We start from the raw sequence: 21,604 nt of genomic DNA on the forward strand, positions 1-21,604 counted from the left end.
CAGAAGATAAATAGCGAGCAAAGGTCTCTGCCAAGTGTAGACTGATTTTTGCCATCGGGAGCTGAATAACAAAATTTTCAGTGCGTAGCGTTAACGTCATTAACGTTACAGGTTGCGTGCCGCTTCACTATGCCGATGGGTGGAATCCCGCCTTAAATGATAATCGACCTGATATTCACTGGCATTGCGGAACATCACCGAATAGTTCAGAAACTGACCGTCATCGCTGTAAGACAATGATGTGATTCGCAAAATTGGCGTTTGCTGTTCAATATTCAATAATGTCGCCATTCTTTTATCGGCCAATATCGGCGTCAGGCTTTCATAGTTACCGCAGATGGTGATATGGCACTCATCTTCAATGTAGGTAAACTTTGATCCCTCCAGATGCGCCACCGATAAATTGCGGTATAGCTTCACCGGCATATAGCTGTCTTCCACCATCAATGGCTTGCCGTCCACCGAACGCACCCGGCGTGAGTAATAGATCCGCTCATCGATTTTTATCCGTAACTGGCTGGCGATCGCCGGTGGGGCGGGCATCACCACAAACTCCAGCACTTCACTCACCACCTGCTTGCCCTGGTTTTTCATCACCTCAATAAAACCGGTCAAATGAGTGGTTTCGTGATGAACATCCTTATTCGCCACATAAGTTCCGCTGCCATGACGGCGGACAACCAACCCCCATTCAATCAACAGATCCACCGCTTTACGCAGGGTCATGCGCGAGACGCTAAACTCCTCCGCCAATCTTTTTTCACTGGGTAACGGGCTACCAATGTTGTAGTCGGCAGAATTCAGCCGAATGCGTAGCTGGTCAGCAATAGATTTGTAGATCACCTGTAGACCTCTTTAGCGCCCTGCGCTTTCTTTAATTAATTACCCATTACGCCATTAATAACATGATTCTTAAAAAATAATTAAACGATGGAAATGTGATTGGCGAACAACAAAATTATCGTGTCTATCAATGTCATTAAAAATAGACCACTTAGCCCAAATAAAAACCATGAAAGCGATCACGAATCGGTATACCCGATCAAGCTAAGCCAACGGCAGATTCTTACTCTCCACCCAGACCAATATAAAAAAACCCTTCAAGTTGTTATGTGAGGATTTAAAAATGCTCAGTCAAATACAACGCTTCGGTGGAGCCATGTTCACCCCGGTATTGCTGTTTCCGTTTGCCGGTATTGTGGTCGGTATTGCTATCATGCTGCGCAACCCGATGTTTGTGGGTGAAGCCTTAGCCGCGCCAGATCATTTATTTGCTCAGATTGTTCATATTATTGAAGAAGGTGGCTGGACGGTTTTCCGTAATATGCCGCTGGTGTTTGCCGTCGGCTTGCCTATTGGCCTGGCGAAACAGGCGCAAGGACGTGCCTGTCTGGCGGTTTTAGTCAGCTTTTTAACCTGGAACTATTTTATTAATGCCATGGGCATGACCTGGGGCGATTTCTTTGGCGTGGATTTCAGCGCCGATCCCAGCGCAGGCAGCGGTTTAACCCTGATCGCCGGTATCAAAACCCTCGATACCAGCATTATTGGTGCCATCGTGATTTCCGGGCTGGTCACCGCCATTCATAACCGCTATTTCGACAAACCGTTACCGGTCTTTCTGGGGATTTTTCAGGGCAGTTCTTTCGTGGTGATCGTCGCTTTTCTGGTGATGATCCCCTGCGCCTGGCTGACCCTGCTAGGCTGGCCAAAAGTGCAGTTGGGCATTGAGTCACTGCAAGGGTTCCTGCGTGGTGCGGGGGCGATTGGCGTCTGGGTGTATACCTTCCTCGAACGGATCCTGATCCCAACCGGGCTGCACCACTTCGTTTACGGCCCCTTTATCTATGGCCCCGCCGCCGTAGAAGGTGGCATCCAGGTTTACTGGGCACAGCATTTACAGGAGTTCAGCCAAAGCACCGAACCGCTGAAAGCCCTGTTCCCAGAAGGCGGATTTGCGCTGCATGGTAATTCGAAAATCTTCGGTTCGGTGGGGATCGCGTTGGCGCTCTACTTTACCGCTGCCCCGGAAAATCGCCTCAAAGTGGCCGGTTTACTGATCCCCGCCACCCTGACGGCAATGCTGGTGGGCATCACCGAACCGCTGGAATTCACCTTCCTGTTTATTTCGCCGCTGCTATTTGCGGTACACGCCGTGCTTGCCGCCACCATGGCCACGGTGATGTACCTCTGCGGCGTGGTCGGCAACATGGGGGGCGGCCTGCTCGATCAGTTTCTGCCGCAAAACTGGATCCCGATGTTCCATAACCATGCCGGGATGATTGCCACCCAGATTGGCATCGGCGTCGCCTTCACCGCGCTCTATTTTGTCATCTTCCATACGCTGATTTTACGCTTCAACCTGAAAACCCCTGGCCGCGAAGAGAGTGAGATCAAACTCTACAGCAAGGCGGATTACCAGGCGGCTCGTGCGCAAACCACTGCCGCAGCCAAAACCAGTCAGGCTGCCGGTTTCCTCCAGGCTCTGGGGGGCAGCAGCAACATTCTCAGCATCAATAACTGCGCCACGCGCCTGCGGATTACGCTGGCCGATATGGCACTCACGCAAAGCGACAGCGCTTTCAAAGCGCTAGGCGCTCATGGCGTTGTGCGACGCGGTAATGGCATTCAGGTGATTGTCGGCCTGCACGTTCCCCAGGTCAGGGATCAGCTCGAAAGCCTGATGAAAGATCTCTCATCCATTGAAAAAACACCCATGACGGAGGCTGTATCATGAAAAAATTCTCAATCGTTGTAGCCGGTGGTGGTAGCACCTTTACCCCAGGCATCGTCTTAATGCTGCTGGCCAACCAGCACCGCTTGCCGCTGCGCGCTATTAAATTTTACGACAACGACGGCGCACGCCAGGAAACCATCGCCGAAGCCTGCAAGATCCTGCTGCAAGAGCAGGCACCGGAGATTGAGTTCAGCTACACCACGCAGCCGCAAACCGCGTTCAGCGACGTTGATTTTGTGATGGCACATATCCGGGTGGGCAAATACCCGATGCGTGAACAAGACGAAAAAATCCCGCTGCGCCACGGCGTGGTGGGCCAGGAAACCTGCGGCCCGGGTGGAATCGCTTACGGGATGCGTTCGATCGGCGGCGTGCTGGAGATCGTCGATTATATGACGAAATACTCGCCTAACGCGTGGATGCTCAATTACTCCAATCCGGCAGCCATTGTCGCCGAGGCCACCCGCCGCCTGCGGCCACAGGCCAAAATCCTTAACATCTGCGATATGCCAATTGGCATCGAAGGGCGCATGGCGAAAATTGCCGGGCTGAAAGATCGCAAAGAGATGCGCACCCGCTATTACGGCCTGAACCATTTTGGCTGGTGGACAGCGGTTGAAGATCTGGCGGGTAACGATTTAATGCCCAAAATCCGCGAGCATGTGGCGAAATTTGGCTATGTACCGCCAAGTGATGAGCATACGACCGAAGCCAGTTGGAACGACACCTTTGCCAAGGCGAAAGATGTCTGGGCGCTCGACCCTGATACTTTCCCAAATACCTATCTGAAGTATTACCTGTTCCCGGATTACGTGGTTCAGCACGCTAATCCGCAGCATACCCGTGCCAACGAGGTGATGGAGCACCGCGAAAAACAGGTGTTTGGCTCCTGCAACGCCATCATTCAGGCGGGCAAATCCTCGGCCGGTGAACTGGAGATTGATGAACATGCTTCTTATATTGTCGATCTGGCGGCAGCGATCGCCTTTAACACTCAGGAGCGCATGTTGTTGATTGTGCAAAATAATGGTGCCATCAATAATTTCGACCCGGAAGCGATGGTGGAGATCCCTTGCCTGGTGGGCAAAAACGGGCCGGAACCGCTGGTGGTGGGGAATATCCCACAATTCCAGAAAGGGCTGATGAGCCAGCAGGTGGCGGTTGAGAAACTGGTAGTCGATGCCTGGGAACAGCGTTCGTATCAGAAGCTCTGGCAGGCAATTACGCTGTCCAAAACGGTGCCAAGCGCCTCGGTTGCCAAGGCCATTCTCGACGACCTGATCGCCGCCAATAAAGCGTACTGGCCGCAGCTGCAATAGGCTTAAAATCGATGAAAAAAGCCCCGAATGATCGGGGCTTTTAATATTTTACGACAGCTGTGTCTGCTTTTTGTAAATCGCACGATAGTGATTCAACCGTGCAAAAAAGCTGTCACTTTCCTCACGAGACATATTACCAGCCACATCCTGGGCATTGATTTGCCGTCCCTGGAACTCCAAGAATGCCACTGTAGACGCGAGAAAATCCATGTTGCTCGTATTCTTCGCATACAGATAGCATCTTTCTAAGGTTTCCATCTGACCTCCTGAATCTTTCACGCTATACCCTCCAGGTACGTAGCGACCAGCAACATCGCAAATCTCTCGGGTATAAAAGTGACGTGCTAAAATCAAGATACCAACGCGCTCGTCAAATGAGCTGCACTATTGAAGATACACCCTACGGTCAGAAAATGTACTCCCGTTGTGCGATCCGGCATAAAAATCTGCAAAATTAGATCAAGATCATTTAAACCACCGTTTATTTGGGGCCAGCCTACCTAAACGGGATTAACAGCCATCAGCACACTGCGGATCCGGGTTGGTAAACAGGATACGTACCAGCAAACCACGCGCTTCACGCAGTGGATCATCGCCAATCGCCAACACCTTGCCATCGTGCGTAGCGGTATATTCACGGATCACGTCACCAAAGGCATTACGCTGCACCGCCACTTTCTGCCCTTTGGTCACCATGTCGCCCACCTTGACCATAATCTCGGCAAAGCCGCCCACTTCAGCACGAATCGAACTCATTTCGTTGCCAACGTAGGTCTTTTGCTGTTGTGCCGTTGCCCCTAACTGCCCGGCGATCATCCCTTGCTGGATCATCAGGTTATGCACGCCCGTTACGCTACGTGCGATAAGTTCGGGCTGATACAGCTTCGGTTTGCCCACTTCGAGCGTAATCGCCGGGATCTTGTTTTCAACAAAAGTGGTTTCCACAGAGCCTTTTTCGCCCGGATCGGCCTTAATCTGGTCTGCCGGGAACAGTTCAGCCATTTTCTTCACCTGTGGATTGCGGTAATCCGCATAGATAAACAGCGGATATTCAGTGCCACGGCTTTGCGTATGCATATCAACAAACATGCCCGCATTGCCCGCCCACAGATTGTTCCACAGCAGCCAGGCGTGTTGTTCTGCGGTATTGCCTTTCTCTTTGCCCGGCCAGATACGGTTGAAATCGACCATATCACCACCGTCATTCACCAACTGCCAGTTACGGTTATTGGCCAACATGCCGGAAGGGTTGGCGCCGATCGCCCCTACCACGCTGCCTTTCAACTCGGCAGGATTCAGTTTTTCGAACACCTGCTGGATAACCCGAACCCCGTTCAGTTCATCACCGTGGATCGCCGCTTGCAGACCCAGCTTAGGGCCAGGCTGTGCGCCTTTAGCAACCATGATCGGCACATACCAATGCTGGCTGATGCCGTTGCTGGCCCCCTGGAACATAAAGCGGTAAACCTTGCCTGCTTCCAGATCCTCAACGTCCAGCTTGCTGATCACCGGGTTGCCATCAATCTTGTCTCCGGTATACACCGTCGCCGCCTGAGCACTGAGCGCCCCCATCAACAACGCTGCCAACATCGTCACTTTATACATACACATCCCCATAGGTATCATTAAAAAACCGCTTCCCTGAATCACAGGTAGGCGGCAGACAAGAGGTACTTCCCATCGTTTAAAAAGTCAAAGGTATCAACATATTGGTGGCACCCGCCAAAGCGAGCCAAGGGCCGAAGGCTAACGGTTGATTAAGATCCTGTCGCGCCAGCATGCGCTGCACCAGCGTAAACAGCAGCCCGCACCCCGCAGCCACTAAAATCACCTGCGGCAGCGCCTGCCAGCCTAGCCAAGCCCCTAGCGCGGCCAGCAATTTGAAATCACCGTAGCCGAGCGCATCTTTGCCGGTAGCCAGTTTGAACAGCCAGAACAGGCTCCATAAACAGAGATATCCCGCCATTGCGCCGATCGTCGCCTGTTCCAGCGCTACAAAGTGCCCTTGCAGATTGAATAACAGCCCGATCCACAACAGCGGCAGCGTCAGCACATCCGGCAGCAGTTGCGTGTGATGATCGATCACCGCCAACGTCAGTAAAACTGACAAAAATATCCAAACCCCCAGCAGTGGTATGCCCAGCGGCCAGAGCAGCGCAGCCAGCACAAATAACCCAGCCGCTGCTACTTCCACCAGCGGATAGCGCCAGGAGATAGGTTCACCGCAGCAGCGAGCCTTGCCCCTTAGCCATAGGAAACTCAGCAGCGGAATATTGTCCCTGGCCGCCACCGGGTGCTGACAATGCGGGCAGCAGGAGCGCGGCAACAGCAGGTTAAAGCGCGGCGCAGATTCAGGTAACGACTGTGCCAGTTGCAGCAGAGATTCACGTTGCCAGCGTATTTCCAGCATCACAGGCAGGCGGTAAATCACCACATTGAGAAAGCTGCCAACGATCGCCCCCAGCAGCCCCACAGAGCACAACCAAAGAAGGGGGAAAGCAGCGGTAAAATCCAATAACAAATTCACAGAATCTCCCTGTTGTCAGCCATATCCTTGCCGGTCAAAGCAACCTGCCCTCAACCTGCCAGGGGATCTGCCCCTGAGCATCGGCTTTGCCTAGCTGGCCCATCATTGATTTCATCACCGTGGGTAACTCCGGCCCGCTGCGCAGTTGGCCGCTGAACTGGTAGCGCCCATCGAACCCAAGGGTGCCGCGCCCCGTCAGGCTCAGTTGAGAAGAGTCCTGTTTCAGCACCAGCGCCAGCGCCCCTTTGCCATCGCAGCTTAATTGGCCCTGCACGTTGGCCAGCAGCAATTCCCCCAGCGGAGATGCCAGTTGCGCATTCTGCCAGTTAACGCTGCCGCCGTTGAGGCTCGTACAGCCACGCGGGTTGAACTCCCCCTGCTGCAAGCGCAGTTGCAGTTTGCCCTGTGCGGCGATGGGTAAAGACAGTGGCAACTGTTGCTGGACAAAATCCGCCGGAGCAGAAAGCTGCCACTCATGCAGTTGCAGGCTCAGCCAACCGCGTAAAATGCCCGAGCCTTGAATACCTTGCGGATCCCGCAGCTCAAGCCGCAGTGCTGGCCGCCATGAGGACCAGGTAAATTGCCACTTCACCTCTGGCAACATAAAATTACGCCAGTTGAGCTGGTGCAGGCTGCCCTGCCATAAGGAGCCAGAAAAGCTGCCGACGCGCATATCTGCGGGCAGAACAGCCCGCAGCAACTGTGCTGGTGCATACCATCCTAACAACAGCAGGTAGCACACCAGCAACAGCGCGGCTTTTTTCGCTTTAGCGCCCATCGCTGCGTTCCAACGTCAGTTTGTTGATCGTCACCCACCCCGGTTTATTGGCCTGCGCCGTTACCTCAAGCGCCACGATGCGCACATGATATTGCTGCTCCAACTGCGTGAGCCACTGCATCAACGGGTTAAAATCGCTCGGTTCCAACGTGACCGCCAGCCGTTCGCCCTGCGGCTGTAGGCGGGTAATGTTCATGCCCTGCGCGGCGGCACTGCGTGTTACCGTGGCTGACAGGCTGAGAGGTTCCCCCTGCACCGGACGAGCCCCCTGCTCACGCAGGCGCGGTGCCTGCTGCTGCATCCATTCCACCGTACTTTTTTCGCGGGCGATAGTACGCTGCCACTGCTCGGCCTGTTGTTGCCAAGGCAGCCATAACGCGTAGTAGCACAGGCTCAGGAGAATCAATACGCCACAGCCTACTACCAACCGGCGCTCCCGTGGGCTGACCTGCTGCCAGCGGCGCTTAAGTTCATTCATGCTGTATCCCCAGAATCAAGCGGCTCTCTACGCCATTTGGGTTTTGCTTGACCTCGCCAGGCTGCACCTGATAGCGCTGCCCGGCGCGCTGCTGGAACTGCTCCAACGCCTGGAAAGAAGCCGCATGCAGATCGACCTTCAGCTCTTTGCGGCTGGCGTCATAGGCCAACGCCTGTAGGCGGATCGCTGAAGTTTCCGTCAGCAGTTGCTGCAATTGGCGCATCTGCTCGTTTAATCCGGCCTGTTCGGTGGGTTGCAACTGCTGCAAATGTTGCTGCATCTGCACGCGCGGATTAATCACGTTTTTCTCTGCGGGAAACAGTTGCTGATAGAGCCGCACGCTTTCCTGCCGCCAATGATCGGCCTGCTGCCAAAGACGGTAATGCGACCATCCGGCCTCCACAGCCAGCAACAGCAGATAACCTGCCAGCGCCAGCATTACCGGCCGCCAAGGGCGTAATCCGGCACGCCAGGGGCTGGAGCGGGTAAACTCGCCCTGACGCAGATCGGCACCGCGATACGGCTCGCCTTCTGCCGCCAGTTGCAGCAAATCGCGTTCTGGCCACACCCGCCATTCCGCTACCCCCGCAGTCTGCGCAGGTGGAACTGAGTAACTCTCAATCACCAACGGAGCCGAGACCGCCAGCAATTCAGGTAACCAGGATGACTCCACAATCATCCCGGCATGCGCTTCCCGGCGGAACAACCATTGATCGTTCAGGCAGACCGCACTCCACCCCTCTTCAACCAACGGCAACATCAGCACGTCGGGCAACAGTGCCTGTACGCGAACACCCAGTTGCTCGCAGCGGGCAAGCCACTGCCGCATGGCGCTTTTTTCCACCACCGCCACGTCACAAACATCGCCACTTTGCTGCAAGATGGCGAAATGCAGGCGCTCAACCTCGGTTGCCAACTGTTCTTCCAGCATAAACGGCAACACTTGCAAACTCTGGCGCCGGGCACGGCGCGGCAGCGTCACCTGATGGAAAGCAAATTCGCTCGCTGGCACCAGCACCCAGGCCGGATAAGTGGCCAGCAAGCGCTCCAGTTCAGGATCACTTGCCCCCGCTGCCAGGCTGCCGTGCCGGTTGCTGCCCGGTGAAGCCAATCGCCACAGCACCGGTTGCGTGTCGTCACTGGGCAAACGCAGGATTAACCGCGCCTCGCCGCTGCGCTTTATGTTCTCTATCAAGGCGTCACCATCATGCTTAATCCGTATTTCCGCTGTACCACCTGAAAATTATTGCCGGTTCTCTGCAATAAACTGTGCTGGCTGAAATGGCTATTCCCCATCAGCACGCTGAAATTGGCCAGAAAAAAATCACTTTTCACCGTCAACATCGGTTTAACCGCTGCCGTATCGCTATCCTGTAACCGCGGCAGGGCCAAAAATGCCGTCACGCTGCCCCAGCCTTCACGCGGGCGCTGTTGCAGCAATTGCGCTGCCTCAACCGGATCAAGCTCCGTCAGAAACAATGCCGCCAATAAAGCTGCCTGGGATTCACGCAGGGTATTGATATTCACCAGCAGCGTCTGCTTTGGCAGCGCACAGACATAAGGCAGCAGCCGTCGATAAAGATCGGTATCAACACCTGAAACGGTGCGCAATTCGCTGACGTCCTGCATCGGCTGATTGGCGGGCAGGTAGGGCACAGCCAATGCCATATACACCTCATCTTCTGCGCCACCGATGCCCGGTTCGCTGTCACTGTCGATCCAGTCGCGTAAAGCGGCGGTCACCTGTGCGGCTTGCAGCGGCTCCACCTCCAGATTTTTCAGCAACTGGAGGAAAACCTTGGCGGGATAGGGCGTGACTTGCTGCTCACCTTGCCCCGACGCCCCCTGATTAATGGCGTTAAGATTAAAGCAGGCCTGCGCATCCACGATCTGCCCCTGCAACTGGCCCCCTTCAACCGGGAACCGGCGCTCGTCTTGCGCCCAGTTTTGCGCCAGATGGGTTTTCTCTGGCGAATCCAGCGTATCCATCTGCAAAATTTTACTGGCCAGCGCTTCTGCCGCACGGCCATACCATTTCGCCTGCTGGTGATCCAACTGCGCCGCGGTGCGCAGATAAGTCCGCCCGTTGCGCTCGGCAATCGTGGCGGCGATCGTCACCATCAGTGCCAGGATCAGCAACACCACCAGTAGCGCAACGCCTTGCTGCCGCGCCCTCATTCTATGACCCCTTCGGTGATCAAAAACAGCCGGGTCAGTTCACCCACGCCGGTCACCGTCAGCGTCACTTCAATCCCTTGCGGTAACGTTGCCGTATTCTCCCAGCTATCCTGCCAAGCCCCGTTGGCAAAAAACCGCAGACGGAAAGCGCTGACGCCGCTGAGCAACACCTTAACCACCGGCATTTCTCCCACCTGCGGATCCGCATGGGTATAGCTCAGCCGTTCTAACTGTTGATTACGCAGGCGGTAGCCCACGTTCTGTAATTCGGATCGTGGCAGCATCCCCAACGGGTTCTGCCAGCTATTGCGCATGAAAGACACGGCCCAATCGTCACTCTGCAACTGGTAGCGCGCGGCAGACAGCAGGCTGTCACTCCCCCGGCTGTGGCGTGGAACGATCTGGCCGAAATCCCCGTCCATCTGCACAAATGCCCGTTGCAGTTCTGCCAGGCGCTGGACCTTGTGCAAAGAGATTTCGTCATTGCGCACCACCCCTTGCAACACCTGAAATGCGCTGATGCTCAGTGCGGCAAAAATAGCCAACGCCAGCAACATTTCCAGCAGGGTAAAACCCTGTGCAGACTGCTGACAAAGCCGGTTATTAGGGGAAGCGTGCCGAAGGGGTCGTAACGGCGTAAGCCGTCGGAGTGCCCCTCGGTGCGCTAGACCCGGGTATCTCGGGCTAGAAGGCGACTTTGTCATCAACCTCAGCAGGGTAAAACCCTGCGCATCGCGGCGGGTCATTCACGCACCACGTAGCTGCGCAGGGAAACCACGGCCGACGCCTCTTCTTTTTTGCGCCGAACTTCAACATCCAGCGCGCGCAGTTGACTGATTTCGGTATCAACCCCTCGCCAGCGCAGATACCACTCCTCACCGGCAAAGGCGATGGTCTTGCCGCTCCAGCTTTTCTCGGGCCAGACTTTATCCAGGCGCAATTGCACCTGCTGATTATCCGCCAGCCAACTCGCTAATACTTTCTCTTCCATCCGGCCAATGCCGCTCGCCTGCTGTGCCGTGGTTTGCAACAGCGCCAAACCCGCCAGAGCAAACACCACCAGCGCCACCAGCACTTCCAGCAAAGTCATCCCGCGCTGCGCTTTCACGGTGCGGCCTCATGTTCTGAGGTGCTGATCACTCCGGCATCGTCCACCCGCAACCACGCCTCCAGATCGCTATCCGCACGCCTGAACACCAGAGTAAATGGCGTCACTTCACCACCCGGTAACAGTAAAATATCCGGTTCTGCCGCCTCGGCGTTTGCAGGCGGCCACTCCTGTAAACCGGGGAACTGCAACTCAAGCCGCAGATCATCCGGCAGTTCACTGCCTAAGGCTGAACGGCGCGGCTGCCAGGTTTGCCAGAAATACCCCTGCCAGACATCAGAGCCCGGTGCCGAGGCGCTACTTTCTGGCAGTTGCCGCTGCAACAGCTTGAACTCCCAGCCGTCTGGCCGCACCTGAATCCCCAGCAACCGGCCGTTTTGCTGGCTGTCGTCCAAGGCAAAATCCAGCTGGGCCTGAAAACGTGCCAGCTGTTCTTTCGGGGTATTTTGCTGTACGGCAGGAAATGACATCACCACCAGGCTGGCGGCACTGCCAATCAGCAGCACCACCAACATCATCTCCAGCAGCGTGAAGCCGCGCTGACGCACTACTTCTTGTTACCGATAGTCCAGTTGCCGATATCATCTTCGGTGTCCGGCATGCCATCCGGCCCGTAAGAGAAAATATCGAGCTGGCCATGCTGCCCAGGGCTCAGTAATTGGTAATCAGCCCCCCACGGATCCTGCGGCAGGCGGCGGATATAGCCATCCTTCGGATAGTTACGCGGCTCCGGCTGGGCAGAGGGTTTGCTGACCAGCGCCTGCAACCCTTGCTCGGTGGTCGGGTAGCGGCTGTTATCCAGCTTGTACATGTCCAACGCGCTCTCAAGCGCCACCAGATCGCTGACCACTTTCTGGTGATCCGCTTTATCCTTGTTCCCCATCAGGTTAGGCACCACCAGGCTGGCCAGAATGCCCAGGATCACAATCACCACCATAATTTCCAGCAGGGTAAAGCCGCGCTGACGCTGTTGCCGCATGTTTCTCTCCGTTGATTGCAGATTAATCATTTACATACTCATCATGTTATTCAGTTGCAGGATCGGTTGCAGGATCGCCAACACAATAAACAGCACCACGCCCGCCATGCTCACCACCAGCAAAGGCTCAAACAGCCCCAGGGCCAGCTGCATCTGGGCGGAAAACTCCCGATCCTGATTGTCCGCCGCCCGCTCCAGCATGCTGTCCAGTTCACCGCTGCGTTCGCCGCTGGCGATCATGTGGCGCATCATCGGCGGAAACAGCGCCGTCTGCTCCAGCGCCCGATGCAGGCTCACCCCTTCACGCACCGATTCGGTGGCGATGGCCAGTTGACGACGCGCATAATCATTACTCAACACTTCACCGCTGATACGCATCGCCTGCAACAGCGGCACCGCACTGGCATTAAGGATGCTCAGCGTGCGGGCATAGCGCGCGGTATTCAGGCCGCGGGCAATGCGGCCAATCACCGGCAGGCGCAGTAATTGGCGATGAAAGGCCGCGCGCCGTGACTCCTGGCGCAGCAGCAAACGCATCAGCAGCACGCCCAGCAATATCAGCAGCAGCAGCCAGGGGCCAAAGGCGCGCACGCCGTCGCTCAACCCCATCAACACGCGGGTAGACAGCGGCAGCGCCTGTTTCATATGCACAAACTGCTCTACCACCTTCGGCACCACGGCGGAAAGCAGGATGGCGATCACGCTGATGGCGACCACCGTCAGTACGCAAGGGTAAATCATCGCTTGCAGGATACGGGCGCGCATCTGCTGGCGCTGCTCGGTGTAATCCGCCAGCCGGTTCAGCACCAGATCCAGGTGGCCAGAGGCTTCGCCCGCCGCCACCATGGCACAATACAGGCGCTCAAAACTGGCAGGATATCCCCCCATCGCTTCTGCCAGCGAATGCCCTTCCAGCACTTTGGTGCGCACCGCCGCCATCAAGGCGCGCTGGCGCGGCTTTTCGCTCTGTTTCGCCACCGCATCCAGCGCTTCTTCCAGCGGCAGCGAGGCGGCCACCAGCGTTGCCAGTTGCCGCGTGATCAATGCTAAATCAGCACTGCTGATGCCACGCTGCCACAACGCACGCTTCTTGCCGCTGCGCGCCCGCTGGCGTTCATCCTGCCCTTCCTCCAGGCTGACGGGCACCAACCCTTGCTCACGCAACAGTTGGCGCGCGTGGCGGGCAGAATCGGCCTCTTGGACTCCACGGCGCTTTTTGCCGCCAGCGTCTAATGCCTGGTAATGGAACAGTGCCATATCACTCCTCTTCCTGAACCCGGCTTTCGGTGACGCGAACCACCTCTTCCCAACTGGTCTCGCCCGCCAGCACTTTTTCACGCCCGTCGCCGCGCAACGTCACATATTCATTACGCAACTGACGGGCAATGCTCAGTTCACTTTCCCCCTGATGAATTGCCGTTCGCACCCGATCGTCAATCAACAGCAGTTCATGAATGCCCGTGCGCCCGCGATAACCGGTAAAACCGCATTTCTGACACCCTTTCGCTTGCCACAGGGCGGTTCCCGGCGGGATCTCCATCTGCCGGGCCAGTTCCAGATCGGCCTCATAGGGTTGACGGCAGTCAGGGCATAACGTGCGCACCAGCCGCTGCGCCAGCACCGCCAGCAGTGAAGTCGACAGCAGGAAGGGTTCGATCCCCATATCTTGCAGGCGTGACAGCGCCCCCAGCGCGCTGTTGGTATGCAGGGTGGAGAGCACCAGGTGGCCGGTCAACGATGCCTGCACCGCGATTTGGGCGGTTTCACCATCGCGGATCTCCCCCACCAGCACCACATCGGGGTCTTGACGCAGGATGGCGCGCAAACCACGGGCAAAGGTCATATCCACTTTGGGGTTAACTTGCGTCTGGCCGATGCCGTCCAGTTCATATTCGATCGGATCTTCGACCGTCATGATGTTACGTTCGCTGGCGTTCAAGCGGCTCAACGCCGCATACAGCGTGGTACTTTTACCTGAACCGGTCGGGCCGGTGACCAGAATAATGCCGTGCGGGCGTTGGATCAGTTCATCGATCTGCCGCTGGTTGTGCGCCGACATGCCGAGCGTAGCCAGATCCAGGCTGACGCTGTTTTTATCCAGCAAGCGCAGCACGATCCGCTCGCCATAGTTAGAAGGCAGCGTGGAGACACGCACATCAATAGCTCTGCCGCCGATGCGCAGCGCCATGCGCCCATCTTGCGGAACACGTTTCTCTGCAATATCCAGCTTTGCCATCACCTTGATGCGCGAGATCAGCAACGACGCCAGGCGCCGCTGCGGGCGCAGAATTTCACGCAGCACCCCATCCACCCGGAAGCGGATCTGCAAATGGCGCTCATAGGTTTCGATATGGATATCCGACGCTTTATCCTTGATCGCCTCGGTCAGCATGGCGTTGATCAGGCGGATAATCGGCGCGTCGTCGTCTGCATCCAGCAGGTCGTCGCTGTCCGGCAGTTCTTCGGCGAGGGTATAAAAATCCATTTCATTGCCGATATCAGCCATCATCCGCCGCGCCTCTTCCGAGTCGCGCTGATAGCTGATCACCAGCTGTTTCTCAAACTCTTCTGCCGACAGGGTGTTAACGGTCAGGCTGCCCCCCGCCACCCGGCGCGCCTCCAGCAACGCGGTGGCTGGCGTATCCGCCACGCAGAGCACCTGACAGCCAGCCCGATCGCGCAACAGCAGAATGCGCTGCGCGCGCGCATAGGCAAAAGGCAACTGAGGGCGTAAGTCGGCCACGTCCGCCGGGGCATTGATCATTGCGCCCCTCGCTGATAGAACGCGCTGATCGCCGCATTGACCTGGCGGAAAGCAGTGCCGTTTTGATCCGCAGGCAGTTTCAGCACGTCGTTATTCAACGTCAGGCTGCGGGTTTCTTTGCCGCGCAACTGTTCCTGCTCTTTGTTAAACGACGCGTATTTTTCTGATGACGCACGGCGGTACTCGTCGCGATCGCGGATGATCGACGGGCGGATAAACAGCATCAGGTTGCGTTTGGAAACCTGCTGGCTGTTGGAGCGGAACAGGTAGCCCAATACCGGAATGTCGCCCAGCAGCGGCACTTTATCGGTGCTGTCGCGCACGGTTTTATCCAGTAAACCGCCTACTACCACGGTTTCCCCACTGCCCACCAGCACGGCGTTATTGACCGTGCGGGTGTTGAAGGTGGCCCCCAGGTTGGCACTGCTGCTGGAAGCGGCATCCGCCACGCTGGAAACTTCTTGTTCGATCTCCAGCAGCACCGAATCCCCTTCGTTAATCTGCGGTTTGACCTTCAGCTTAATACCGACGGTTTTACGTTCCACGGTGTTGAAAATGTTATCACCGGAGGTGGTGCGTGAACCCGACAGCACCGGCACTTCCTGGCCGACGTTGAAGGTGGCTTCCATGTTGTCCAGCGTGACAATGCTTGGCGTCGCCAGAATATCGTTCTTGCTGCTGCTGGAGAGCGCGGTCAGCAACATCGCCCAGTTGCCCTGATAAAACCCTGCGGCAATGCCGTTGAAGCTGCTCAACGCACCGGCCAAGGTGTTGTTGATGGTGCCATCCTGGTTATATTGATTGACTCCGGCGATCGCCGTGGTGATCGGCAGACCGGTGTTGGTAAACTGCGTCACCCCGGCGTGTTTGTTGGCCCACTGGATCCCCAGATTCAGGCCGTCGGCGTCCTGAACCTCGGCAATAATCGCTTCTACCAGCACCTGCGCACGGCGGATATCCAACTGCGCAATCACCTTTTCCAGATCGCGGATCACATCCGGTGCGCCCGTCAGGATCAGGGCATTGGTCTGTTCGTGGGCCTTGATGGTGATGTCTTTGCGCAGCGCCACGGCCGGTTTGGCATTCTGCTGTTCGTTCTGAATACTGCTGCTGACGCCGGTCAGCACTTCTACCAGATCGGTCGCTTTCGCGTATTTCAGGTAGATCACTTTGGTATTGCCCTGAACCGCCTGCTCGCGATCCAGCTGTTTAATCATGGCGATAATCCGCTGGCGGGAATTGGGTTCACCGCTGACCAGCACCGAGTTGGTGCGCTCATCGGCCACTAGGCTGGCGGTCATCAGGCTAGGCATTGCCGACTTGCTGGCATCCTTGGTCAGTTCGGTCACCAGTTTGACCACTTCGGCAGCCGAGGCATAGGCGAGCGGCATCGTGACCACGCTGCGATCCCCCACTTTGTCCACCCGTTCGACAATCGTCATCAGGCGATTGATCACCGCCGCCCGCCCGGTCATCAGCAGCACGTTGGAAGGCTCATAGTGCACCACGCTGCCCGCCCCGGCATTGTCGTTAAGCTGGCGCAACAGCGGTGCCAGATCCCTGGCAGCCACGTTATTGACCGGCACCACGCGGGTCACCACTTCATCACCCTGCCCCGGTTCGGCATCGCTGGCCACCGGCACCGCCGCGGTTTTGGCATCCTTCGAACGCACCACTTTCAGCACGCCGTTCTGCATATCCACCACGGCAAAACCGTAAACGTCCAACACGCTGAGGAAGAACTGGTAATACTGTTCTTCGTTCAGCATATCGTAACTGCGCACGGTGATAGTGCCGCGCACCGCAGGGTCAATAATCACCGTTTTATTCAGGTTCTTGCTGACGGTATTAATGAATTCCTGAATATCCGTGCCTTTGAAACTGGCAGAAAACTCGGCGCTCCACCCCAACGTTGTACCGAGCAGCGCGGCGGCCAGCACCAAAATGCGTAAGCTCCCGATCATCCCTTTGTTAAACAATTAATTATCTCCAAGAGCAACATAGATTTCCTGCAATTGACCGTCACGTTCAACGGTAAGATTCAGTTCACTGAGTTCTGCCAACTGATTCAGCGCCTGCTGGGCCTGTTGGGGATCACGCAGATCCATACCGTTGAGCGCCACGGCCAGATCGTTTTCCCGCAGCCCAACCTGTTGGAACAACTCCCCCTGCGCGCCAGGGTTCAGGCGATACCCGGTCAGTTTGTTATCCACCATCACGGGCGAAATATTCAGGTAGTTGAGAATGTTTTGCGGCTGCTTCTGTAACTGCGCCTTGAGCTGCGACGTTGACTGAGGTTTCTCGCCCTGAGCCTTCGCCGCCGCTGGCGCCTCGCCGAACATCAGCAACGACTCATGGCGCCCCTGATAGCTAATCACCACCCGATCGGCAAAAATAGCCGCAATCTTGGCGTCGTATCCGGGGGTGTTATCCCCAACGCCGAGGCTGAATTGCTTGCCGTCTTTAGCGATAATGGCGATGGAACGGGCTGGCGTGGGGCTGGCAACAATACCGGTCAGATTGATTTTGAGCGACGACGGCGGTGCATTGCGCAGAGAAGAATCCGATGCAGCCGTGGCTACGGCCGAAGACGAGGGTGCTGCGGTGCCGAACAGGTTGAATCGATAGGCTGGTGCCTTACCACTCTCCGCAGAGGGGGTTTGCGGCAAAGCGGCCTTGGCTAAACGGATTGCCGGTAGCTCAGACGGCAACACAATACGCCAGGTCAGCATCGCCAGCTGATTGCAAATCAATAGGATAACGCCGCACAGTACCCAGCGCGGCGTGAGCAACCTGAAGGTTGCCTCTTTGATTGACAAAACCATCCCAGAAAATTGAATCATGCTTTCCTTTGCTGTTACCTGAGTAACGAACCTCAACCCCGTGGCACATCATTATGATTGACGCGGTCTATCAAGGATATGTCTATTTATGACCAGAACCTTGTGTAGCCGCGTCGCTTTCGAAATCAGTGGAGCCTCTCAGCACCGACTACTTTATACATACTCACATGACGAAAAAAATAATTATTTTTACCAAGTGGATTATTCATCTTTCTGTTTTGCTAGTAATTTCTTTCTTTTCTAGCCCGCATCATATTAGTCGCCCTTTTACTGTTCGTCATCCCCTCTCAGTAAGGCTTCCTCCTGCTCCCTACGCCCCACCCCCTCCTTTAGCGGGATGATGCTCCGCCCTTGTCCACCATATCTAATGCCTTGGCTTTACACATTAATACCATTTTTTACTTTCTATTACGTGAGTCTGATAGGGAATTTAGAATGCTTAAACATACCTGTAATGCCCTACTCTTCGGTTCGCTCATCTTGCTGAGTGGCTGTGATAACAATAATTCTTCTAATGTTAGCCCCAACACACCTGAAACACCGAGTACACCAAGCACACCAGAAACCCCTGAAGTACCTGAAGTACCAGAAACCCCTGAAGTACCGGAAACGCCGAGTACACCTGATCCTGAAACGCCTGAGCCTGAAATACCAGAGAATCAGGAACCTGTCGCTCGTTTACCCGATGTCGCCATACCCGATGAAGCCGTTACAGCCAGCGACAACCAAGCGGTGATCCATCTGGTGGATATTGCCGGTGTCACCAGCAGAGCCGCCGCTAATTACGCTACCAAGAACCTGTTCCTGTGGAATAACGATACCTGTAACTCGCTGGAAAAACCGTCCAGTGGCTGGGATGACACCAGTATCACCCCAACGGGCAGCGATGCCTACGGCCCTTACTGGGTGTTACCGCTCAACAAAACCACCGGCTGTATCAACTTTATTCTGCGCGATGGCACCAATAAGCTGATTGACGCCGATATGCGTGTGACATTCAGCGACTTTCCCGATCGCACCGTGTCGGTCCTTGCGGGCAGCAGCGCTGTGTACGATACCCGCGCCGACGCTTTCCGTGGCGCTTTCGGGGTCGCACTGGCAGAAGCGCATTGGGTAGATAAACAGACCATCCTCTGGCCTGCCGGAAAAGATAAGCCGATCGTACGCCTTTACTACAACCACAGCAGCAAGGTCGCGGCCAACAGCGAAGGGCAATTTACCGATCGCTATTTCTCGCTGACGCCTACCAGCATCAGCCAGGAAACCAGCGCGCGTTTCCCGCACCTTGCTGGCTATGCGGCATTTAAACTGCCCGATAATGCCAACGTAGATGAACTGCTGACTGATGAAACGATAGTCATTGCCACCGATCAAGATGGGATCCTCAGTTCGGCCACCCAGGTGCAAACGGCTGGCGTGCTGGACGATCGTTTCTCTGCCGCTGCCGAAAAACTGGAGTATGGCGCTCTGGTGAGCGGCTCGGGTGTGACTTTCCGCCTATGGGCACCAACGGCCCAGCAGGTTGAACTGGTGCTCTACAGCGCAGATAAAAAAGTGATTGGCAGCCAGCCGATGATGCGGGATACCGACTCCGGTGCCTGGTCATATCAGGGCGGCAGCGCTCTCAAAGGGGCTTTCTATCGCTATGCCCTGACGGTCTACCATCCGCAATCGCGCAAAGTGGAACAGTATGAAGTCACCGATCCCTACTCCCATAGCCTCTCGACCAACTCCGAGTACAGCCAGGTGGTGGATCTCAATGACAATGCGTTAAAACCTGATGGCTGGGACAGCCTGACCATGCCTCATCCGCAGGCGACTCAGGCCGATATTGCCCGGATGGTGATCCACGAATCCCATATCCGCGATCTTTCCGCCTGGGATCAGACAGTGCCCGAAGCCATGCGCGGCAAGTATCTGGCGCTGACCGCCACCGACAGCAATATGGTGAAACACCTAAAGCAACTGGCACAGTCTGGCGTAACGCACGTTGAACTGCTGCCGGTGTTCGATCTGGCCACGGTCAGTGAGTTCAGCGACAAAGTGGCGGATCTGCCACAGCCGTTCAGCCGCCTGTGCGAACTGAACAGCGCAGTGAAGCAGAGCCGCTTTGCTGATTACTGCAACAGTGCCTCCACCATTGGCGAAGTGCTCAACGAACTGAAACAAGATGACAGCCAGGACAATCCGCAGGTGCAGGAGTTGAACGGCTACGTGGCACAGACCGACTCCTATAACTGGGGTTACGATCCTTTCCACTACACGGTGCCGGAAGGCTCCTATGCCACTAATCCGGAAGGCACACTGCGTATCAAAGAGTTCCGCACCATGGTGCAGACCATCAAGCAGCAACTGGGGATGAACGTCATTATGGACGTGGTGTATAACCACACCAATGCCGCTGGCCCAACCGATCGCACCTCGGTGCTGGATAAAATCGTACCCTGGTATTATCAGCGCTTGAACGAATCCACCGGCAGCGTGGAATCGGCAACCTGTTGCTCCGACTCCGCACCGGAACACCGCATGTTCGCCAAGCTGATTGACGACTCTCTGGTGGTTTGGAGCAGGGACTACAAGATCGATGCTTTCCGTTTCGATCTGATGGGTTATCACCCGAAAGCCCAGATCCTGGCGGCGCGTGAGAAAGTCAAAACGGTCAATCCTAACGTTTATTTCTTTGGCGAAGGCTGGAATTCCGGGCAGGAAGATCGCTTTGAGATCGCTTCGCAGATCACTATGAAAGGCAGCGGGATCGGCACCTTCTCCGATCGCCTGCGTGATGCCGTGCGCGGCGGTGGCCCTTTTGACTCCGGTGATGCACTGCGGCAAAACCAAGGGCTGGGCAACGGGGCGGGTGTACTGGCCAACGAAATGACCGAGCAAACGGTAGATAACGTGCGCCATCTGGCCGATCTGACCCGCTTGGGGATGGCTGGTAACCTGACCGATTTCCTGCTGATCGACAAAGACGGTAACGTGAAGAAAGGCAGCGAGATTGATTACAACGGTGCCATCGGTGGCTATGCCAGCGATCCGACCGAAGTCATCAACTATGTCTCCAAGCACGACAACCAGACCCTGTGGGATATGATTAGCTACAAAGCTGCACGTGAAGCCGATCTTGCCACCCGCGTGCGGATGCAGGCAGTCTCTTTGGCCACCACAATGCTGGGCCAAGGGTTGGCTTTCGATCAGCAAGGCTCCGAACTGCTGCGTTCCAAATCTTTCACCCGCGATTCTTACGATGCCGGTGACTGGTTTAACCGCGTGGATTACAGCTATCAGGACAACAACTACAACGTGGGTATGCCGCGTATCAGCGATGACGGCAGCAATTACGATGTGATTAGCAGCGTAAAAGAGGCTGTAGCCACACCTGGCCAAAGTGAAATCACACAAATGACCGGGTTCTATCAGGAACTCACGCAGTTGCGTCACGCCTCCCCGCTGATCGCGCTGGGCAGTGGCAGTGAAGTGATGAAACGTGTCGATTTCCGCAACACCGGTGCCGATCAGCAGTTAGGGTTGCTGGTGATGACCATTGATGACGGTGCTCAGGCGGGTAGCGATCTTGATCCACTGGCCGACGCCTTGGTGGTGGTAATCAACGCCGCCCCACAAGCCAGGACGATCAATGATTTTGCCGGGCAAAACCTCAGCCTGAGTACGATTCAGCAGTCATTAGCGGCCAACTCGCTGGCATCCGGCATCAATATCGCGGGCGATGGCAGTATCACTATCCCGGCGTGGTCCGTGGCGCTGTTGGTGAAACCTCAAGCAGCAGCGCAAGGCTCGGGTATCCCCGTCAGCAGTAAGTAAAACAGTCTGTCTCGGGCCACCTCAGGGTGGCCCTTCCCTTTCTGCCTATCTCACACCCAAAATACACACGA

Annotated in this window: 19 protein-coding genes; 3 read left to right on the top strand and 16 right to left on the bottom strand. The window is 56.0% G+C overall.

All coding sequences use genetic code 11. The annotated features are described in order from the left end of the window. Window positions 1-105: 105 nt before the first annotated feature. The gene (locus tag ACX9GT_RS17145; RefSeq protein WP_473187902.1) at window positions 106-843 is read right to left on the bottom strand and encodes a GntR family transcriptional regulator; all 738 of its coding nucleotides are present in this window, start codon (window positions 841-843) and stop codon (window positions 106-108) included. A gap of 283 nt (window positions 844-1,126) precedes the next feature. Here ACX9GT_RS17145 and ACX9GT_RS17150 point away from each other — a divergent pair, with 283 nt between their 5' ends. Both ACX9GT_RS17150 and ACX9GT_RS17155 read left to right on the top strand, forming a co-directional pair. Continuing rightward, window positions 1,127-2,737, top strand: coding sequence for an alpha-glucoside-specific PTS transporter subunit IIBC (locus ACX9GT_RS17150; RefSeq protein ID WP_473187903.1), 1,611 nt, complete (start codon window positions 1,127-1,129; stop codon window positions 2,735-2,737). Next, entirely contained in the window at window positions 2,734-4,056 is a 1,323-nt protein-coding gene (locus tag ACX9GT_RS17155; protein WP_473187904.1) for a 6-phospho-alpha-glucosidase, read from the top strand. The genes ACX9GT_RS17150 and ACX9GT_RS17155 overlap by 4 nt, the downstream gene beginning before the upstream one ends. A gap of 48 nt (window positions 4,057-4,104) precedes the next feature. Here ACX9GT_RS17155 and ACX9GT_RS17160 read toward each other — a convergent pair whose 3' ends face one another. The 15 genes from ACX9GT_RS17160 to gspC form a co-directional block, all read right to left on the bottom strand. Next, entirely contained in the window at window positions 4,105-4,314 is a 210-nt protein-coding gene (locus ACX9GT_RS17160; protein ID WP_473187905.1) for a glycogen synthesis protein, read from the bottom strand. 252 nt (window positions 4,315-4,566) lie between these two features. Further along, window positions 4,567-5,661 carry a M14 family metallopeptidase gene (locus ACX9GT_RS17165; RefSeq protein WP_473187906.1) on the bottom strand — a complete coding sequence of 365 codons (1,095 nt, stop codon included), beginning with the start codon at window positions 5,659-5,661 and terminating at the stop codon, window positions 4,567-4,569. Window positions 5,662-5,740: 79 nt separating this feature from the next. After that, window positions 5,741-6,583, bottom strand: a complete 843-nt coding sequence (locus ACX9GT_RS17170; RefSeq protein ID WP_473187907.1) for a prepilin peptidase — start codon at window positions 6,581-6,583, stop codon at window positions 5,741-5,743. A gap of 34 nt (window positions 6,584-6,617) precedes the next feature. After that, the gene (locus ACX9GT_RS17175) at window positions 6,618-7,361 is read right to left on the bottom strand and encodes a type II secretion system protein N (RefSeq protein ID WP_473187908.1); all 744 of its coding nucleotides are present in this window, start codon (window positions 7,359-7,361) and stop codon (window positions 6,618-6,620) included. Continuing rightward, a complete protein-coding gene (gene gspM, locus ACX9GT_RS17180) occupies window positions 7,351-7,839 on the bottom strand; it encodes a type II secretion system protein GspM (protein WP_473187909.1) in 489 nt (162 codons plus the stop codon). The genes ACX9GT_RS17175 and gspM overlap by 11 nt, the downstream gene beginning before the upstream one ends. Continuing rightward, the gene (gspL, locus tag ACX9GT_RS17185) at window positions 7,832-9,034 is read right to left on the bottom strand and encodes a type II secretion system protein GspL (RefSeq protein ID WP_473187910.1); all 1,203 of its coding nucleotides are present in this window, start codon (window positions 9,032-9,034) and stop codon (window positions 7,832-7,834) included. The genes gspM and gspL overlap by 8 nt, the downstream gene beginning before the upstream one ends. Further along, complete coding sequence (gene gspK / locus ACX9GT_RS17190) at window positions 9,031-10,017, bottom strand: type II secretion system minor pseudopilin GspK (protein WP_473187911.1); 987 nt, start codon at window positions 10,015-10,017, stop codon at window positions 9,031-9,033. Before gspK ends, gspL begins: the two co-directional genes overlap by 4 nt. After that, a complete protein-coding gene (gene gspJ / locus ACX9GT_RS17195; protein ID WP_473187912.1) occupies window positions 10,014-10,574 on the bottom strand; it encodes a type II secretion system minor pseudopilin GspJ in 561 nt (186 codons plus the stop codon). Before gspJ ends, gspK begins: the two co-directional genes overlap by 4 nt. 185 nt (window positions 10,575-10,759) lie before the next feature. Next, window positions 10,760-11,125 (bottom strand): type II secretion system minor pseudopilin GspI, encoded by a 366-nt coding sequence (gene gspI, locus ACX9GT_RS17200; RefSeq protein WP_473187913.1) that lies wholly within the window; start codon window positions 11,123-11,125, stop codon window positions 10,760-10,762. Then, window positions 11,122-11,640, bottom strand: coding sequence for a type II secretion system minor pseudopilin GspH (gene gspH / locus ACX9GT_RS17205; protein WP_473191620.1), 519 nt, complete (start codon window positions 11,638-11,640; stop codon window positions 11,122-11,124). The genes gspI and gspH overlap by 4 nt, the downstream gene beginning before the upstream one ends. A gap of 32 nt (window positions 11,641-11,672) precedes the next feature. Beyond that, window positions 11,673-12,104, bottom strand: coding sequence for a type II secretion system major pseudopilin GspG (gspG, locus tag ACX9GT_RS17210; protein ID WP_459401903.1), 432 nt, complete (start codon window positions 12,102-12,104; stop codon window positions 11,673-11,675). 30 nt (window positions 12,105-12,134) lie between these two features. After that, window positions 12,135-13,361 (bottom strand): type II secretion system inner membrane protein GspF, encoded by a 1,227-nt coding sequence (gene gspF / locus ACX9GT_RS17215; protein WP_473187914.1) that lies wholly within the window; start codon window positions 13,359-13,361, stop codon window positions 12,135-12,137. Between the two features lies 1 nt (window position 13,362). Then, window positions 13,363-14,868, bottom strand: coding sequence for a type II secretion system ATPase GspE (gspE, locus tag ACX9GT_RS17220; RefSeq protein ID WP_473187915.1), 1,506 nt, complete (start codon window positions 14,866-14,868; stop codon window positions 13,363-13,365). Continuing rightward, on the bottom strand, window positions 14,865-16,832 hold the full coding sequence (gene gspD, locus ACX9GT_RS17225; RefSeq protein ID WP_473191621.1) for a type II secretion system secretin GspD: 1,968 nt from the start codon (window positions 16,830-16,832) through the stop codon (window positions 14,865-14,867). Before gspD ends, gspE begins: the two co-directional genes overlap by 4 nt. Window positions 16,833-16,847: 15 nt before the next feature. Next, the gene (gspC, locus tag ACX9GT_RS17230) at window positions 16,848-17,711 is read right to left on the bottom strand and encodes a type II secretion system protein GspC (RefSeq protein ID WP_473187916.1); all 864 of its coding nucleotides are present in this window, start codon (window positions 17,709-17,711) and stop codon (window positions 16,848-16,850) included. 435 nt (window positions 17,712-18,146) lie between these two features. On the opposite strand from gspC, the gene pulA reads away from it, so the two are divergent. After that, window positions 18,147-21,533: a pullulanase-type alpha-1,6-glucosidase gene (gene pulA, locus ACX9GT_RS17235; RefSeq protein WP_473187917.1), complete on the top strand. Its 3,387-nt coding sequence runs from the start codon at window positions 18,147-18,149 to the stop codon at window positions 21,531-21,533. The last annotated feature ends 71 nt before the right edge of the window (window positions 21,534-21,604 follow it).

The sequence above is a fragment of the Serratia sp. YWN4 genome, assembly GCF_055790845.1.

Bases quoted from the DNA above. Each gene is read 5' to 3' on its own strand.
- ACX9GT_RS17165 (WP_473187906.1), bottom strand. From the start codon at position 5,661: ATGTATAAAGTGACGATGTTGGCAGCGTTGTTGATGGGGGCGCTCAGT.
- ACX9GT_RS17150 (WP_473187903.1), top strand. From the start codon at position 1,127: ATGCTCAGTCAAATACAACGCTTCGGTGGAGCCATGTTCACCCCGGTA.
- pulA (WP_473187917.1), top strand. From the start codon at position 18,147: ATGCTTAAACATACCTGTAATGCCCTACTCTTCGGTTCGCTCATCTTG.
- gspD (WP_473191621.1), bottom strand. From the start codon at position 16,832: ATGATCGGGAGCTTACGCATTTTGGTGCTGGCCGCCGCGCTGCTCGGT.
- gspH (WP_473191620.1), bottom strand. From the start codon at position 11,640: ATGTTGGTGGTGCTGCTGATTGGCAGTGCCGCCAGCCTGGTGGTGATG.
- gspK (WP_473187911.1), bottom strand. From the start codon at position 10,017: ATGAGGGCGCGGCAGCAAGGCGTTGCGCTACTGGTGGTGTTGCTGATC.
- gspM (WP_473187909.1), bottom strand. From the start codon at position 7,839: ATGAATGAACTTAAGCGCCGCTGGCAGCAGGTCAGCCCACGGGAGCGC.
- gspJ (WP_473187912.1), bottom strand. From the start codon at position 10,574: ATGTTGCTGGCGTTGGCTATTTTTGCCGCACTGAGCATCAGCGCATTT.
- ACX9GT_RS17175 (WP_473187908.1), bottom strand. From the start codon at position 7,361: ATGGGCGCTAAAGCGAAAAAAGCCGCGCTGTTGCTGGTGTGCTACCTG.
- ACX9GT_RS17155 (WP_473187904.1), top strand. From the start codon at position 2,734: ATGAAAAAATTCTCAATCGTTGTAGCCGGTGGTGGTAGCACCTTTACC.
- gspC (WP_473187916.1), bottom strand. From the start codon at position 17,711: ATGATTCAATTTTCTGGGATGGTTTTGTCAATCAAAGAGGCAACCTTC.
- gspG (WP_459401903.1), bottom strand. From the start codon at position 12,104: ATGCGGCAACAGCGTCAGCGCGGCTTTACCCTGCTGGAAATTATGGTG.
- gspF (WP_473187914.1), bottom strand. From the start codon at position 13,361: ATGGCACTGTTCCATTACCAGGCATTAGACGCTGGCGGCAAAAAGCGC.
- gspE (WP_473187915.1), bottom strand. From the start codon at position 14,868: ATGATCAATGCCCCGGCGGACGTGGCCGACTTACGCCCTCAGTTGCCT.
- ACX9GT_RS17160 (WP_473187905.1), bottom strand. From the start codon at position 4,314: ATGGAAACCTTAGAAAGATGCTATCTGTATGCGAAGAATACGAGCAAC.